The 14994-nt window shown below is 69.1% G+C and carries 18 protein-coding genes and 1 riboswitch; of the genes, 11 read left to right on the top strand and 7 right to left on the bottom strand.

All coding sequences use genetic code 11. From position 1 onward, the window contains the following. Positions 1 to 5: 5 nt before the first annotated feature. Positions 6 to 968, top strand: coding sequence for a non-homologous end-joining DNA ligase (ligD, locus tag AB7I40_RS15190; RefSeq protein WP_428345852.1), 963 nt, complete (start codon positions 6 to 8; stop codon positions 966 to 968). On the opposite strand, the gene AB7I40_RS15185 is transcribed toward ligD, so the two are convergent. After that, positions 969 to 1316: an iron chaperone gene (locus AB7I40_RS15185; RefSeq protein ID WP_428345853.1), complete on the bottom strand. Its 348-nt coding sequence runs from the start codon at positions 1314 to 1316 to the stop codon at positions 969 to 971. It abuts the gene before it with no gap. Between the two features lie 72 nt (positions 1317 to 1388). On the opposite strand from AB7I40_RS15185, the gene rpe reads away from it, so the two are divergent. From rpe to AB7I40_RS15140, 9 genes are all read left to right on the top strand, one after another. Then, positions 1389 to 2051 (top strand): ribulose-phosphate 3-epimerase, encoded by a 663-nt coding sequence (gene rpe, locus AB7I40_RS15180; RefSeq protein ID WP_428345854.1) that lies wholly within the window; start codon positions 1389 to 1391, stop codon positions 2049 to 2051. Positions 2052 to 2158: 107 nt separating this feature from the next. Further along, positions 2159 to 2311, top strand: a riboswitch (FMN riboswitch). Positions 2312 to 2387: 76 nt separating this feature from the next. Beyond that, a complete protein-coding gene (ribD, locus tag AB7I40_RS15175) occupies positions 2388 to 3422 on the top strand; it encodes a bifunctional diaminohydroxyphosphoribosylaminopyrimidine deaminase/5-amino-6-(5-phosphoribosylamino)uracil reductase RibD (RefSeq protein ID WP_428345855.1) in 1035 nt (344 codons plus the stop codon). Position 3423: 1 nt separating this feature from the next. Then, positions 3424 to 4047, top strand: coding sequence for a riboflavin synthase (locus tag AB7I40_RS15170; protein WP_428345856.1), 624 nt, complete (start codon positions 3424 to 3426; stop codon positions 4045 to 4047). Next, on the top strand, positions 4044 to 4739 hold the full coding sequence (locus tag AB7I40_RS15165) for a nicotinamide mononucleotide transporter family protein (RefSeq protein WP_428345857.1): 696 nt from the start codon (positions 4044 to 4046) through the stop codon (positions 4737 to 4739). Before AB7I40_RS15170 ends, AB7I40_RS15165 begins: the two co-directional genes overlap by 4 nt. Beyond that, entirely contained in the window at positions 4736 to 5983 is a 1248-nt protein-coding gene (locus tag AB7I40_RS15160; protein ID WP_428345858.1) for a bifunctional 3,4-dihydroxy-2-butanone-4-phosphate synthase/GTP cyclohydrolase II, read from the top strand. Before AB7I40_RS15165 ends, AB7I40_RS15160 begins: the two co-directional genes overlap by 4 nt. Further along, positions 5980 to 6468 (top strand): 6,7-dimethyl-8-ribityllumazine synthase, encoded by a 489-nt coding sequence (ribH, locus tag AB7I40_RS15155; protein ID WP_428345859.1) that lies wholly within the window; start codon positions 5980 to 5982, stop codon positions 6466 to 6468. Before AB7I40_RS15160 ends, ribH begins: the two co-directional genes overlap by 4 nt. Before the next feature lie 132 nt (positions 6469 to 6600). Continuing rightward, positions 6601 to 6864, top strand: a complete 264-nt coding sequence (locus tag AB7I40_RS15150) for a phosphoribosyl-ATP diphosphatase (RefSeq protein WP_428345860.1) — start codon at positions 6601 to 6603, stop codon at positions 6862 to 6864. 6 nt (positions 6865 to 6870) lie between these two features. After that, positions 6871 to 7728 carry an ATP phosphoribosyltransferase gene (hisG, locus tag AB7I40_RS15145; protein ID WP_428345861.1) on the top strand — a complete coding sequence of 286 codons (858 nt, stop codon included), beginning with the start codon at positions 6871 to 6873 and terminating at the stop codon, positions 7726 to 7728. Beyond that, on the top strand, positions 7712 to 8161 hold the full coding sequence (locus tag AB7I40_RS15140; RefSeq protein ID WP_428345862.1) for a PH domain-containing protein: 450 nt from the start codon (positions 7712 to 7714) through the stop codon (positions 8159 to 8161). Before hisG ends, AB7I40_RS15140 begins: the two co-directional genes overlap by 17 nt. Here AB7I40_RS15140 and AB7I40_RS15135 read toward each other — a convergent pair whose 3' ends face one another. Both AB7I40_RS15135 and AB7I40_RS15130 read right to left on the bottom strand, forming a co-directional pair. Next, positions 8162 to 9646 (bottom strand): DUF6297 family protein, encoded by a 1485-nt coding sequence (locus AB7I40_RS15135; RefSeq protein ID WP_428345863.1) that lies wholly within the window; start codon positions 9644 to 9646, stop codon positions 8162 to 8164. Then, positions 9643 to 10272 carry an ABC transporter ATP-binding protein gene (locus AB7I40_RS15130; protein WP_428345864.1) on the bottom strand — a complete coding sequence of 210 codons (630 nt, stop codon included), beginning with the start codon at positions 10270 to 10272 and terminating at the stop codon, positions 9643 to 9645. Before AB7I40_RS15130 ends, AB7I40_RS15135 begins: the two co-directional genes overlap by 4 nt. A gap of 124 nt (positions 10273 to 10396) precedes the next feature. Here AB7I40_RS15130 and AB7I40_RS15125 point away from each other — a divergent pair, with 124 nt between their 5' ends. Beyond that, positions 10397 to 11851 (top strand): hypothetical protein, encoded by a 1455-nt coding sequence (locus AB7I40_RS15125; RefSeq protein ID WP_428345865.1) that lies wholly within the window; start codon positions 10397 to 10399, stop codon positions 11849 to 11851. Between the two features lies 1 nt (position 11852). Here the strand turns inward: AB7I40_RS15125 and AB7I40_RS15120 are convergent, their stop codons facing one another. The 4 genes from AB7I40_RS15120 to AB7I40_RS15105 are packed head-to-tail and all read right to left on the bottom strand — an operon-like array spanning position 11853 to position 14979. Continuing rightward, on the bottom strand, positions 11853 to 12770 hold the full coding sequence (locus AB7I40_RS15120; protein WP_428345866.1) for an aldose 1-epimerase family protein: 918 nt from the start codon (positions 12768 to 12770) through the stop codon (positions 11853 to 11855). A gap of 10 nt (positions 12771 to 12780) precedes the next feature. Continuing rightward, positions 12781 to 13347 carry a 4-amino-4-deoxy-L-arabinose transferase gene (locus tag AB7I40_RS15115; RefSeq protein WP_428345867.1) on the bottom strand — a complete coding sequence of 189 codons (567 nt, stop codon included), beginning with the start codon at positions 13345 to 13347 and terminating at the stop codon, positions 12781 to 12783. Further along, complete coding sequence (locus tag AB7I40_RS15110) at positions 13334 to 14551, bottom strand: amino acid deaminase/aldolase (protein WP_428345868.1); 1218 nt, start codon at positions 14549 to 14551, stop codon at positions 13334 to 13336. Before AB7I40_RS15110 ends, AB7I40_RS15115 begins: the two co-directional genes overlap by 14 nt. Beyond that, positions 14551 to 14979: a hypothetical protein gene (locus AB7I40_RS15105; RefSeq protein ID WP_428345869.1), complete on the bottom strand. Its 429-nt coding sequence runs from the start codon at positions 14977 to 14979 to the stop codon at positions 14551 to 14553. Before AB7I40_RS15105 ends, AB7I40_RS15110 begins: the two co-directional genes overlap by 1 nt. Between the last annotated feature and the right edge of the window lie 15 nt (positions 14980 to 14994).

Below are 14994 nucleotides of genomic sequence, written 5' to 3'. Positions count from 1 at the left end.
GGGCCATGCCCACCAAGCCCCCGGCAGTCGAGATCGAGATCGACGACCGGGTGGTCCGGGTGAGCAACCCCGACCGGGTCTACTTCCCCCAAACCGGTGCGACGAAGCTCGACCTGGTCGACTACTACCTGGCGGTCGGCCCGGGGATCGTCAACGCGCTCTTCGAGAGGCCGTGCATGTTGCACCGGTTTCCCAAGGGGCTCGCCGGCGACAAGGTGCACCAGAAACGGATCCCCGGGGGCGCGCCACCGTGGCTGGAGACCGTGCAGCTGCACTTCCCGCGCTGGAACCGCACCGCCGACGAGCTGTGCGTCACCGAGCTGGCCAGCGTGATCTGGGCGGTGCAGATGTCGACCGTCGAGTTCCACCCGTGGAACAGCCGCCGGGCCGACACCGAGAAGCCGGACGAGTGGCGCATCGACCTCGACCCCGGACCGGAGTGCGACTGGGCCACTGTGCGCCGCGTCGCACACGTGGCCCATGAGGTGCTCGACGAGCTGGGAGCCACAGGGTTCCCGAAGACGAGTGGCGGATCGGGTATGCATATCTACGTGCGGATCCGGCCCGACCACGGTTTCAAGGAGGTACGGCGGGCAGCGCTGGCGTTTGCCCGCGAGGTCGAGCGACGAGCCGAGGGCGACGTGACGACGACCTGGTGGCGCAAGGATCGGGATCCGGCTCAGCTGTTCGTCGACTACAACCAGAACGCCCGCGACCACACGATCGCCGCGGCCTACTCGGTCCGCGGGGTGCCCGATGCCCGGGTGAGCGCGCCGATCCGCTGGGACGAGATCGACACGGTGGTCCCCGGCGACTTCACCATCGACACCATGCCGCCACGCTTCGCCGAGCTCGGTGACCTGCACGGCGACATCGACGACCACGTGTTCGACATCGCACCGCTGATCGAGTGGGCTGCTCGCGACGAGGCGGACGGCGCGGCACCACCGGCCGAGCCGGACGCATGATCAGTCGCGGATCTCGTCCCGTCTGAGGCGGACGAGGTCGCGCACCACGTCGTCCGGGATCGGCGCATCGGCCGTGAACCGGATCGTCCCCTTCGTGAGGGAGAAGCCGTCGAGCCGGCCCCGCACCGCCTCGATCACCCGGGGGCTGAAAGGCGCCACGCTCAGGTGCTTCGTGGAGGCCAGCACCCCCAGGAGGGGCCGGTCGTGAAGCCTGAAGGCCGGCATGCCGTAGCTCATTGCCTCCTGGGCTCCTGGCTCCTCGGCGGCGACGACCTCGCGGACGCGCTGCAGGGCGGCCCGGTCGGCCGGTGCGGTCAGCCCGGTGAGGTAGTCGTCGAACACGGACATGGGCACAACCTAACTTCTCGTCCGTGCCCTGGCGATGCGAAGCGACGGGTCCCACCCCCTAGGATCGCCCTCGTGGGAATCCAGATCACTCCGAGCATCCTCAACGCCGACCTTGCCGCCCTGGGCGCCGAGGTCGGGCGCATCCCGAGTGCGGACTGGGTCCACGTCGACGTGATGGACAACCACTTCGTCCCGAACCTCACGCTCGGCCTCCCGGTCATCGAGAGCCTCAAGGCACATACCGACCTGCCGATCGACGCGCACCTGATGATCGAGGACCCGGACCGCTGGGCGCCGGCGTACGCCGAGGCAGGCTGCGGCAGCGTCACCTTCCATGTGGAGGCCGCGAAGGCCCCCGTTCGCCTGGCCCGCGAGATCCGCAACCAAGGGGCCCGCGCCAGCATGGGGCTCAAGCCGGCCACGCCGATCGAGCCCTACGAGGATCTCCTAGGCGAGCTCGACATGCTGCTCATCATGACGGTCGAACCCGGCTTCGGCGGTCAGAAGTTCCTCGACCTGTGCCTGCCCAAGATCAGGAGGGCCCGGGCCATGATGGACCGCCACGGCGTGCAGACGTGGCTGCAGATCGACGGCGGGATCTCCCTGGACACCATCGAACGCTGCGTCGAGGCCGGTGCCGACGTCTTCGTGGCGGGCTCGGCGGTCTACTCGGCCAGCGATCCCGACGCGATGGTGGCTGACCTGCGGGCCAGGGCCGAGTCCGCAACGCCGTAGCCCTCGCCGGCCGGGCTGGGTGAGGATCACCGCAGGGTGTCACGGTGAGACATGTCACGTTCGGCATCGGCCGGGCTGTGGCAGACTTGCGGCGACGAGTTCAAAACTCGCGTGCTCTGGGGTCGGTGTAACTCCGAACCGGCGGTGACTGAAGGACACTCCATCCTTCAGAAGTCCGCGACCCGGTCACTGCCAGTGACCGGTTGACCGGGTGAAATTCCTGGACCGACGGTTAAAGTCCGGATGAGAAGCGCACGCAAGTGAGCCCGTGCCCTCCATGGGAGGGCGCCCTCACGTCAAGCCCCGGAGTCCGCGATCGGACGTAAGGGCGGGCAGATGGGCTTCACAGCAGGCGAGACGGCGGCGATGCGCCGCGCCCTCGTCCTGGCGCAGAGCCCCGGCGTACCCCTCGGTCCGAATCCCCGGGTCGGCTGCGTCCTGCTCGACGACAGCGGGACCGAGGTCGCCGAGGGCTTCCATCGGGGCGCCGGCACCGCTCACGCCGAGGCTGACGCCTTGCTGCGCGCCGGCGACGCGGCTCGTGGCACGACGGCCGTGGTGACCCTCGAGCCGTGCAACCACACCGGCCGGACCGGGCCGTGTGCCCAGGCGCTCATCGCAGCCGGGGTACGCCGGGTGGTGTTCGCGCAGGCGGACCCGAATCCGCAGGCTGCTGGGGGAGCGGCCACTCTCCGCGCGGCCGGCATCGAGGTCGACCAGGGCCTTCTCGAGCCCGACGCGCGACGCGTCAACCGTGCCTGGACCTTCGCCCTCGACCACGGGCGTCCGTTCGTCACCTGGAAGTTCGCGACCACCCTCGACGGCCGCAGTGCCGCAGCCGATGGCACCAGCCGGTGGGTCAGCAGTCCGGCTGCCCGGCGCGACACGCACTTGTTGCGGGGGGCCTGTGACGTGATGCTGGTCGGCACCAGCACCGTCGAGGTCGACGACCCCGAGCTGACGGTGCGCGACGAGTTCGACGTACCGCTCAGCCACCAGCCGCTGCGCGCGGTGATGGGACTGCGCGACCTGCCCGCAGGTCGTCGGGTGTTCAACGAGCGCGCGGAATCGGTGCGGCTGCTGACCCGCGACCCTCAGGCCGCGCTGCAGCAGCTGTTCGAGCTCGATCGCCGCCATGTCTTCCTGGAGGGCGGGCCGACGCTGGCCGCGTCCTTCCTGCGGGCCGGCCTCGTCGACGAGATCGTCACCTACGTCGCTCCCATGCTGCTGGGCGCCGGACGTGCGGCCGTGGGTGACCTCGGCATCACCACCATCGCCCAGGCCCGGCACTTCGCGGTCACCGACGTCACCGCGCTGACCAGCCATGACGACAGTGACACCAACGTCCGCATCACGATGAGAGGCAACTGACATGTTCACCGGGATCGTCGAGGAACTCGGCACAGTCGAAGCGGTCGAGGAGCAGGGAGATGCCGTCCGGCTCACCGTCCGCGCCACCACCGTGCTCGAGGACGTCGCCCTCGGCGACTCGATCTCGGTCAACGGGTGCTGCCTGACCGTCGTCTCGACGGCCTCGTCCGCCGACTCCGGCGAGGCCGACCTCTGGACCGCCGACGTGATGCAGGAGACGTTGGACAAGACCTCACTGCTGGGAGCCGGTCCAGGAGACAGGGTCAATCTCGAGCGCGCGGTGACTGCGGGCACCCGGCTGGGTGGCCACATCGTGCAGGGACATGTCGACGGGGTCGGCACGATCCTGTCTCGAACCCCCAGCGAGCACTGGGAGGTCGTCGAGGTCTCGATCCCCGCGGAGCTGTCGCGCTACCTGGTCGACAAGGGCTCTGTCACCGTCGACGGTGTCAGCCTGACCGTCGTCGAGGCGAAGGACGACTCGTTCACGATCAGCCTGATCCCCGAGACGCTCGCCCGGACCACTCTGGGGTTCCGCAAGCCGGGTGATCGCGTCAACCTCGAGGTCGACGTGTTGGCCAAGTACGTCGAGCGGCTGCTGCCGCACACCAGGACGCAGTCATGAGCGTCCTGACCTGGTTGTACGACGCCCAGGTGTCCATCGCAGGACACCCGATCACCTGGCGCGAGATCATCGGCAACGGCTTCGGCTTCGCCTCGGCGATCGGTGGACTGCGCCGTCGGGTCTGGGCCTGGCCGGTGGGCATCGTCGGCAACGTGCTGCTCCTGAGTGTCTTCCTGGCCGCCACCTTCGATGCCCATGCGCAGGTGCCGCTGTTCGGGCAGGCCGGCCGGCAGGTGTTCTTCATCCTGACCAGCCTCTACGGGTGGTGGCGTTGGCAGGAGCTGCGACGTGGCCGCGTCGACGGGACCGCGATCACCCCGCGCTGGGCGACCACCAGCGAGCGCCTGGCGTGTCTGGTGGCCGCGGCCGCCGGCGTCCTGGTGCTCCAGTGGGTGTTCGCCGTCATCGGGGCCGGGTGGCCCGCACCCCGGTGGTACTTCTGGTGCGACGCCTGGATCTTCGTCGGCTCCATGCTCGCGACGTACGCGATGGCGCGGGGCTGGACGGACTTCTGGTTGGTCTGGATCGCGGTGGACGCGGTCGGCGTCCCACTCCTCTGGCACTCCGGCTACTACCCGACAGCCGTCCTGTTCCTCGTGTACGGCGCCCTGGTGACCTACGGCTTCGTCGTGTGGCTCCGGGTCTCGCGCACTGAACCACAACTACATCAACCCGAGAAGGTGAACGCATGAGCGTGCGTCTGGATTCGATCGAACGTGCCGTGGCCGACATCGCTGCCGGCAAGGCGGTGGTGGTCGTCGACGATGAGGACCGCGAGAACGAGGGCGACATCATCTTCGCCGCCTCCAAGGCGACCCCCGAGCTGATGGCCTTCACGATCCGGCACTCCAGCGGGGTGATCTGCGTGCCGATGCCTGCCGAGATGCTGGACCGGCTCGAGATCCCCCTGATGACGCCGCACAACAAGGACAAGCTGCGCACGGCGTACACGATCTCGGTGGACGCCCGCGATGGCGTCTCGACGGGGATCAGCGCGGCCGATCGTGCACACACGGCACGGGTGCTGGCCGACTCGGCCACCGAGCCGTGGGAGCTGACCAGGCCCGGACATGTCTTCCCGCTGCGCTACCGCGAGGGCGGCGTGCTGGTGAGGCGCGGGCACACCGAGGCGGCGGTCGATCTGGCCAAGCTTGCCGGGCTCACGCCGGCGGGGGTGCTGGTCGAGGTGGTCAACGACGACGGCACGATGAAGCGTGCTCCCGAGCTGCGGGCCTTCGCCGACGAGCACGGGCTGGCCATGATCTCGATCGAGGACCTGGTGCGCTACCGCCGTCGCCACGAGCGCCACGTGGTCCGCTCCGCACAGACCAGGCTGCCGACCAGGTGGGGCGACTTCACGGCGTTCGGCTACACCATCACTATCGACGGCTCCGAGCACATCGCGCTGGTCTACGGCGACCTGGCCGGCGCGGTGGCCCGGAACGAGCCGGTGCTGACCCGGGTGCACTCCGAGTGCCTGACCGGCGACGTGTTCGGCAGCGAACGCTGCGACTGTGGGCCGCAGCTCGACGAGGCGCTGCAGCGTGTGGTCGCCGAGGGCGTGGGAGTCGTGGTCTACCTGCGCGGCCACGAGGGCCGGGGAATCGGGCTCGTGGCCAAGCTGCAGGCCTACCAGTTGCAGGACGGCGGCCGCGACACCGTGGACGCGAACCTCGACCTGGGTCTTCCGGCCGATGCGCGGCACTACGGGACGGCGACCCAGATCCTCAAGGACCTGGGAGTCCTGACGGTGCGACTGCTGACCAACAACCCGGCCAAGACCTCGAGCCTGGAGGACTACGGCGTCAGCGTCGTCGAGCGGGTGCCGCTGGCCCCGCACCCCAACGGGCACAATCTTGCCTACCTGCAGACCAAGCGTGATCGGATGGGACATCAACTGCCCGATCTGGAGATCTCGGAAGGACTCGTGCCATGAGTGGAGCCGGAGCCCCGGATGCGAAGCCGATCGACTGCCGCGAGCTGCGGGTGGCCATCGTCGCGTCCAGCTGGCACGTGCAGGTGATGGACGGGCTGCTGGACGGCGCCGATCGAGCGATGCGCGCCTATCGGGTGGAGGCACCCGTCGTCCACCGGGTCCCTGGCGCGTTCGAGCTGCCGGTGGCGGCTGCGGCGCTCGCCGCGCAGGGGTACGACGCCGTGGTGGCTCTCGGTGTCGTCATCCGGGGCGGCACTCCGCACTTCGACTACGTCTGCAACGCCGCCACGGACGGGTTGACCCGGGTGGCGCTGGACTACACGACCTCGATCGGGTTCGGGTTGCTGACCACCGACAACGAGGAGCAGGCCCTCGATCGAGCCGGTCTGGCGCACTCCCACGAGGACAAGGGCTACGAGGCCGCGGCCGCCGCGCTGGTGACGGCCCAGGTGCTGCGGCGGATCAAGCGCGGCTACGACGACTGACCTGTCGCAGATGTACGTCGCAAACTCGCCGACCTGTCGCAGATGTACATCAGCCATGTACATCTGCGACAGGTCGGCGCGATCTGGACGCGCATCTGCGACAGGTCGGGGCACGCCGTAGGGTTGGGGATCGTGAAGACGTTCGAAGGGCTGTGGGCCGAGCTCACGGAGAAGGCCCTGACCCGCCCCGCAGGTTCCGGCACGGTCGCTGAGCTCGACGCCGGCGTGCATACGATCGGCAAGAAGCTGGTCGAAGAAGCTGCCGAGTCCTGGATGGCCGCCGAGCACGAGGGCAAGGACCGGGCGGCGGAGGAGATCAGCCAACTGCTCTACCACGCCCAGGTGATGATGATCGCCGCCGGCCTCACCCTTGACGACGTCTACGCCCACCTCTGAGGAACCATGACCGACAAGCTGCTGCGGATCGCCGTACCCAACAAGGGGGCGCTGTCCCAGGCCGCCTCCCAGATCCTGCGTGAGTCGGGCTACCGCCAGCGCCAGGACGCCAAGGAGCTGGCCCTCACCGACGCCGAGAACGGTGTCGAGTTCTTCTACCTGCGCCCACGAGACATCGCCCTGTACGTCGGGGAGGGCACCCTCGACGTCGGGATCACCGGCCGTGACCTCCTGCTCGACTCCGGCGCCAAGGCCGAGGAGATGCTCGACCTCGGATTCGGGCGCAGCAAGTTCCACTTCGCCGGACCGATCGGCCGGTTCACCGATGTCGGCCAGCTGGCCGGCAAGCGGATCGCCACCTCGTACGTCGGCGTCGTGCAGGCCTACCTCCAGGAGCGCGGGATCGAGGCGACGGTGACCCGCCTCGATGGTGCGGTCGAGACCAGCATCCAGCTCGGCGTGGCTGACGCCATCGCCGATGTGGTGGAGACGGGCAGCACGTTGCGGGCGGCCGGGCTCGAGGTGTTCGGTGACGTCGTCCTGGAGTCCGAGGCGGTGCTCATCACCCGTGCCGGGACTGCCCAGCCGGACGGCTTCGAGGTCTTCAAGCGCCGCCTCGACGGGGTCCTGGTGGCGCGTGGCTACGTGATGATGGACTACGACATCCACACCGACCGGGTGGCCGACGCGGTGGCGCTGACGCCCGGGCTCGAGGGCCCGACCATCTCGCCGTTGCGGCGCGAGGGCTGGGTCGCTGTCCGGGCGATGGTCCCTCGTTCCGGCGCACAGCGACTCATGGACGAGCTCTACGACCTGGGCGCGCGGGCCATCCTCCTGACCGACATCCATGCCTGCCGACTCTGAGCCCCGCCGCGAGCTGGTGTTGCCCCACACCTGGCGTCCCTACGGTGCCCGGATCGCAGCGACGGTCGCCGGGATCGGTCTCCTGGTCGTCTGCCTGTTCGCATGGATCGCCTTCCCACCCGAGATTCGGGCCCAGTTCACGGTGTTCCAGAAGCTCACGATGCTCTTCCTGTTCGGGCTCGCCTTCGCGGCGTGGTTCGCCCTGGTCCGATCGCGGGTGGTCGCTGAGGACGCCCGCCTCCTGATCGTCAACGGCTACCGCAGCCACTCCTACGAGTGGGCCGAGGTGGTGTCGATCAGCCTGGTCCGGGGCGCACCGTGGGCCACACTGGATCTGGCCGATGGCACCACCATCTCGGCCCTGGCCCTCCAGGGGTCCGACGGCCCGAGGGCCAGGAACGCGGTGCGTCAGATTCGCGCGCTGATCTCCTGATCAGTCTCGACTGACCAAGTAGGCGAGGATCGCGAACGAGAGCAGGATGGACACCCACGCTGCGGCGTCGCTGGGCGAGAGCAGCATCGGTGCCAGGGTCAGCAGGAGCACGTCCATCCCTCGTACGACGCTGCCGTAGAGGTTGGTCGGGACCCCGCCGGCCGGGGTCGAGACCAACGGCTTGCTGTAGTCCGGTGGTCGTCCGGTCATCCAGCGGACAGCCGCGGTCAGCGATGCGAAGCCCACCGCGACCCCGAGCAGGAGGGTCTGCGACACCGGCTCCCCGACGGCCTCGTGCACGGCCGGGGCGATGGCGAGCCCGTAGAGCCACATCAACGCCGTGGGCACCACGAGGGCCGCACGCCGGATCTGGCTGTTGGTGAAGGGGAGGTTGCGCCGGATCCCCGGTGTGCGTTCCAGCACCCGGAGCCCGGTCAGGGTCGGCAGCGCGGCGAAGAACCCGGCCAGTCCACCGATGACGATGACGCCACGGCCAGCGCCGGCAGTGGCGGCGGCGTACGGCGCCACGACCACCGCGCACACCGTCAGGATCTGCTGGGGACTGCGCAGCATCCGGGTCAGTTCCGGCCACATGAGGGCGCCCGGCCCCGTCGACCCGCCGCGACGCGACCGGACCGAACCGCGGGAGCGCCAGCGGTGCGCCAGCAGGACATCGTTGACGAGGGCGAGGTCCAGTCCGGCCAGTGCCCCGGAGAGACTGGGCACCAGGGCGCCGCCGGGGGTGATCTGTCGTTGCCGCAACCGGGCGAGGGCCCTCATCGCACGCTGGATGGCGACGGCGGTGATGGCGACGGCCGCCGCCAGTGCGATCCACCACCAGGACGGGACGCTGGAGGTCGGGCTGGTCACCCGGACGAGTCCCAGCGCAGTGATGAGGAGGCCGGCCCAGAGCGCGAGTGCGATGACCCCCGCCGCGACGCGGGTGGTCCTTCCCCGACGGGTCTGGTCGACGGTGGCCAGGGCCACGGTGGCCGTGGCCAGCACCGCCGTCGTGGCGTCGAGCGCGACCAGCGGAAGCGGGTCCAGCCCACCGAGGACCGATCCGGTCGCGGACACGAGGGCGGAGGCGACCAGGGCGACCAGCAGTGTGCCGACGAGCCTGGGGCGCAGCAGCGATCTGCGGTCGACCGGTGAGCTCAGCAGCCACGAGCCCACGGCGGGGGGCACGAAGACCGGGCCGAACAGCCGGGCGCCGCTGAGCACGAGGGCCAACGCGGCCGTGGTGACGAGGTAGGGGAGCAGGGCTCGCGCGCCCAGGCAGCCGGGCGACGTACACAGGGTGTCCGAGATCTGCCCGATGGTGCGGATGACGTTGACCAGGATGGCGCTGAGCATCAGGGTCGCGAAGAGGGCGACGTAGGCGTCCTCGAGGACGTCGCGCAGCCTGGCCTGGGCGCGGCCACGGCGCCAATGGCGGATGTCCCCGCGCAGCTCACGGGCGGTCGGATGGGGCAGTGCGGTCACGAGGCGCCGCCGATGTCGACCACCCGATCGGCGACCGCATCGACGAGCTGGGGGGAGTGGCTGGCCATGAGGATTCCCACGCCGGCGGCCTTGTCGCGCTTGAGTCGGTCGGCGAGCCAGATCACGGCGTCGGCGTCGAGGCGCTGTTCGGGTTCGTCGAGGACCATGAGCCGGCTGGGTCGCACGAACGCGCTCGCCAACGTCAGGCGGCGGCGCTGTCCGGACGAGAGCGAACCGGGCAGTTGACCCGCCTGCGCAGTCAGGCCGATGCTCTGCAGCAACTGGTCGACCACCTGCTCGGCATCCTCGACCCGATGGGCCTTCGCGAACAGGTCGAGGTGCTCGACGACGCTGAGGTCGGGGAAGAAGTCCATGCCGTCGAGCACGCTGGCCAGCGCCGCGCGCACCCCGGGATCGCGTTCGTCGAGGGGCTCGCCGTCCAGCAGGACGGTCCCCGCCGTGGGGGTGTCCACACCCGTGACGCAACGCAGCACCGTGGACTTGCCTGCCCCGTTGCGGCCGACCAGGGCGACAGCGCTGCCGGCCTCCACGTCGAGGTCGAACCCGGAGATCACCTCGATCTCCCCATACCGGCGAGTCAGACCACGAACTTCCAGCAAGGGCACCGGGTCAGTATGCCCGCAGGGCTCGTACGCCGGTCAGCCAGGCAGCGCAGGGAAGTTCGCACACGCGAAGCACATGTAGTGCACGATGAGCGCTGACCATGCCGTCAACGGGAGGACGAGTGCGATGTCAGAGGAGACGTGGAATCAGGCCCGACTGATTCCGACCTCAGGAATCTCGGGCGCTGACGAGCAGGAGCGGCGTGCCACCTCCGCGCTCCTGGCTGTTCTCACATCGGTCAAAGAGTTCGGGCGGGCGATCACTCAGCCATTGGGCGCGCCGGCGGGACGGATCGAAGCATTCATTGAGGTGCCTTTCACCCTTGACGGCACGCGCTACTTTCCCGATGGGCTCATCCGCGTGACTCGCGGCAAGTCGGTGTGGACCGCCTTGGTGGAGGTCAAGACGAACGTCAACGAATTGCAGACGCAACAACTCGAGCATTACCTCGACATCGCTCGTGAGCAAGGGTTCGATGCGTTGCTCACCATCTCCAACGAGATTCCGCCCGGCGACGGCAGCCACCCGACGAAGGTCGACGGGCGGAAGACGAGAAAGATTGCCCTGCATCATCTGTCGTGGATGGACGTCCTGACCGAGGCGGTGATGCAGAAAGAGCATCGAGGTGTGGCGGATCCGGATCAAGCATGGATCCTGGGTGAGCTCATCCGCTACCTGGAGCACCCGCGATCAGGGGCGTTGGAGATGGAAGACATGGGTCCGGCATGGGTGCCGACGCGTGACGCGTTGGCGGCGGGCACTTTGCGCAGCAATGACAAGGGCCTGCCCAGCGTGACCGCCCGGTTCGATTCTTTGATTCAGTATTGCGGTCTGCAGTTGGGTCGCAGCCTGGGAAAGGAGGTGACCCCGTTGCTGTCGCGAAAGGAGCGTGCTGACGCAGCCGTTCGTTCACAATCCCTGATCGCGTCGTTGACGTCGAACGGCACGATGGTCGGTGGCCTGAGCATTCCTGGAGCGGTTGGCCCCCTTCACGTCACGGCGGACCTTCGGGCATCGAAGGTCACGTGTCACGTTGATCTCGACGCGCCCCGTGAGGGGCGCGCATCAACCCGGGTCAATTGGCTGCTGCGTCAACTCAAGGATGCCCCCGATCACCTTCGGATCGAAGCCTTCGTGATGCATGGTCGGGGGGACGGGGTGACCGAGCTTCTGGGAGCCGTGCGGGAGAACCCCAGAGTTCTCGTCGTGGACCCCACCCGCGACATCCGGTCCTTCCGGATCGCATCCAGTTGCACGATGGGATCGAAGCGCGGCAGGGGGCGGGGTGGATTCATCGACTCTGTAGCCGTCGCAGTCAATGTCTTCTATGCAGATGTGGTGCAGAACCTGCGCAGCTGGCAAGCGACTGCTCCCAAGTTGCGCGAACTGGGACCGGACGAGACCGGGGATGAGCAGGTCGACGATTCCTTGGTGTCCACGGCTCTGTCCTCACAGGACGGGATCGAGACTTCTGAGGCCGCGCCAGTGGTCCTCCGAGCCGCCCGCGTAAGGCTGCCCGGCGACTCGTTGGACGCGTTCATCAACCTGAACGGCTCGCGTTGGGCGCGCATACCCTCGTGACTCAGCCGACGGCGCGGATGCCCCACGACACCGAGTGCTCGTCACCGCTCTCACCGGCTGGGGCGAGGGTCACCAGATCGATGCCGCTGCGGAACGCATTCGGTGGCGCCGTCATCGGCTCCACGGCCAGGGAACGCCGCCCGTGCGAGGCGACGTCGTCGCCGGAGTAGACCTGGAGCCAGTTGATGCCGCCGTCCACCCACAGCACGAGGCCGCGGCCCTCACCCTGCAGCACGACGCTCGCGCGTCCGGAGGAGTCGCGGGCGAGGTCGCAGAACGGGTGGTCGAAACTGGCCGAGCGGATCGGCCGCGACACCCGGAAGTCGAAGCCAGTGTCGTCCACGGCCTCCTCACCGACCGGCAGCTTGCGATCGTTCAGGAGCAGACGTCGTCCCGCCGGCAGGGTGAGCTCCCAGTCGTCGATAGGACCATCTCCCACGGTGAGATAGGGATGCGCACCGCTGGCGTAGGGCGCCGCAGACGGCGACAGGTTGGTGGCGGTCTGGGAGACCGTCAGCCCGTCGGCGGAGAGGTCGTAGAGCACGTGCAGGTCGACGGCCCACGGGAAGCCGGTCTGGGCCATCAGTCGCAGCACCAGTGAGACCGAGTTGTCGGTGAGCTCCTCCAGGGACCACGCCGCCCAGCGGGCGAGGCCGTGGGAGGCGTTGTGCCGGGCCGGCTCGGTGAGTGCCAGTTGGAGGTCGCGGCCGCCGAACGAGTAGGCGCCGTCCTCGATCCGGTTGGGCCAGGGCATGAGCAACTGGCCACGGCCGCCGTACGACATCTCAGACTCGTCGAAGCCGTCCACGAGGCGACGACCGTGGTGCTCGAGAAGGCGCAGGGCTGCCCCACTCTCGGTGACGACGGCGCGGTAGCCACCGCCAGAGATCTCGAACTGCTCTCCGCTGGGTCCCACCATGTCCTCCACCCTAGAGGAGCGCAGGCGCTGTGGAGCCGGTCCCGTCCACGAGGACATCAGCACGCTCGCGGGTCCGCTCGCGGGCGTGGTGCGCAGCCTCTCCGAGCATCCAGCGCCGCCAGTGCGACTCCGCCGCGGCGCCGTCGCGGGTGAGGCCGCGTTCGAGGCGCAGCTGCGGTGGCACCGAGATCCAGACCAAGGTGGTGATGAGTGCGGCGTGCCTCAGTGCACCGGACCCGACCCCTTCGAGGACCAACAGGTCGACGGGAGGCACCGAGACGGTCTCAGCGAATGCCTCGTCGAGCCAGTCGTAGCGCCGATAGCTGCCCGGACGGCCCTCAGTCAGGGGCAGCAGGAGATCGTCGAGCTGGTCGCCCAGGTGGGGCAGACCCTCCCAGCCGTCGTACAGGTCATCCATGTGGATCACCCGCGCCGCCGGTTCCAGACGGGCGATCGCAGCAGCGAGGGTGGTCTTGCCCGATCCCGCGGGTCCGTCGATGCAGATCAGCCGGCCGGAGCCGAGCGTCGGCTCCCGCGCACCGGTCAGCGAGACGACGACTTCCTCAGCCGAAGGCATGCCCTGCGCCGCGATAGGTCGGCACCGTGTCGACGAATCGTTCTCCTGAGAGCAGGTGCACGACGTTGCCGTGCTCGAAAAGCTCGCCGGACTTGGCATGGCGGAACCAGACCAGGTCGCCGATCTTGAGCAGTGCGGCCGGGTGTCCGGTGAGGGGTGTCTGCACCTCGCCGGCGCCTTCGAGACCCGTCAGGTGCAAGCCGGGTGGCGCCCACGTGATCGGCGCCCTGGTGGCCCCGGTCGGGCCCGAGGCGATGAAGCCGCCGCCGGCCACCGTCGCGACCTGCGGCGACGGACGGCGTACGACGGGCACCCCGAAGTAGGCCGCCGGGCGTGGGGCGAACGACTGGTAGTGGTCGAAGAGGCCCGGAACGAGCAGTCCGGAGCCGGCCGCCACCTCGGTCACCGACGGATCGGCGACGGTGGTCTCGACCGAGCCGGAGCCGCCCGCGTTCCAGAACTTGAGGCCGAAGGGGGACAGCGCGGTCGCGATCTCGCGGCGCCGCAGTTCGAGTTGGGTCACCGAGGCCGACTTGAGCTTGCGGATCACCAGGGACTTGGCGCGCTCGCCGGGGACGTCGTCGGGCACACCGGCGACCTGACCTTCATAGGTCATCACTCCGGCCAGGTGGAAGCCACTGCGCTTGGCGACGGTCGAGGCCAGGCGGAGCACCTGGTCGGCGTCGTAGAGGGGCGAGCGTTTGGGACCGACGTGCTGTCGCCCCATCCTCAGCCCCGCGTCGATGTCCAGGGCCACGCGGATCGGGACGGCGCGCGAGGAGCGGACCGAGTCGACGAGATCGAGATGAGCGACGTCGTCGATCATGAGGGTGATCGCCGTGGCCGCCGAGGGGGAGGCGACCAGCGTGGCCAGCGCGCCCCGGTCGACCGTGGGGTAGGCGACGACGATGTCGTCGCACACCCCTTCGGAGAACAGCCACAGCGCCTCGGCGAGCGAGTAGGCGAGGATCCCCGAGAAGCCCGGGGTGCCCAGAGCACGTGTCAGGAGCGCCGGGACCCGGAGCGACTTGGAGGCGACCCGGATCGGCTTGCCGGCCGCGCGGCGGACGAGGTCGTGGGCGTTGGCGTCGAAGGCGTCGAGGTCGACCACCAGGGCCGGCGTGGACAGGGAACCGTCGAGAGTGTCGACGGCGGAGTTGAGCCGCGACCACAGGCGATTGCGATCGACGAACTCCTGGGACATCAGTTGATGCCCCGCTTCTTGAGGATCGCCTCGATCTCGGCGAGGTCGTCGTCGATCGCGGGTGCCGGGCGACCCGCGGACGGGTTCACCTGCCGGGGTGCGGCCTTCGGGGTGTCGCTCGCAGGGGTCGGCTCGGAGCGGCCCATCCGGCCCGCCACCCCGAAGAGCACCACGGAGACGCCGGCCAGGATGATCCCCAGCCAGACCGAGGGACTGAACACCAGGTGGGTCGCCCAGTCGGTGATGGCATCGATGATCCGGGTGAACATCCGCAGCGTCCCGGTCAACCAGGCGGCGGGAGGCAGCAGGGTGACGGCCGCCCCACGGGCGCCTGCCGCAAGCCCGCGATGCCGGAACGCCCACCAGGTGTAACCGCCGCTGAGCACGGTCAGCACCAGAGCCAGGGCCCCCCAGGTCACGTCGTCCACGACTCAAGCCTCGCA

Origin of the sequence: Nocardioides sp. (assembly GCF_050246775.1) — a bacterium.
GTDB lineage: Bacteria > Actinomycetota > Actinomycetes > Propionibacteriales > Nocardioidaceae > Nocardioides.
Note: the sequence above shows the minus strand (reverse complement) of the source record. Positions and strands in the feature narration are given on the sequence as shown.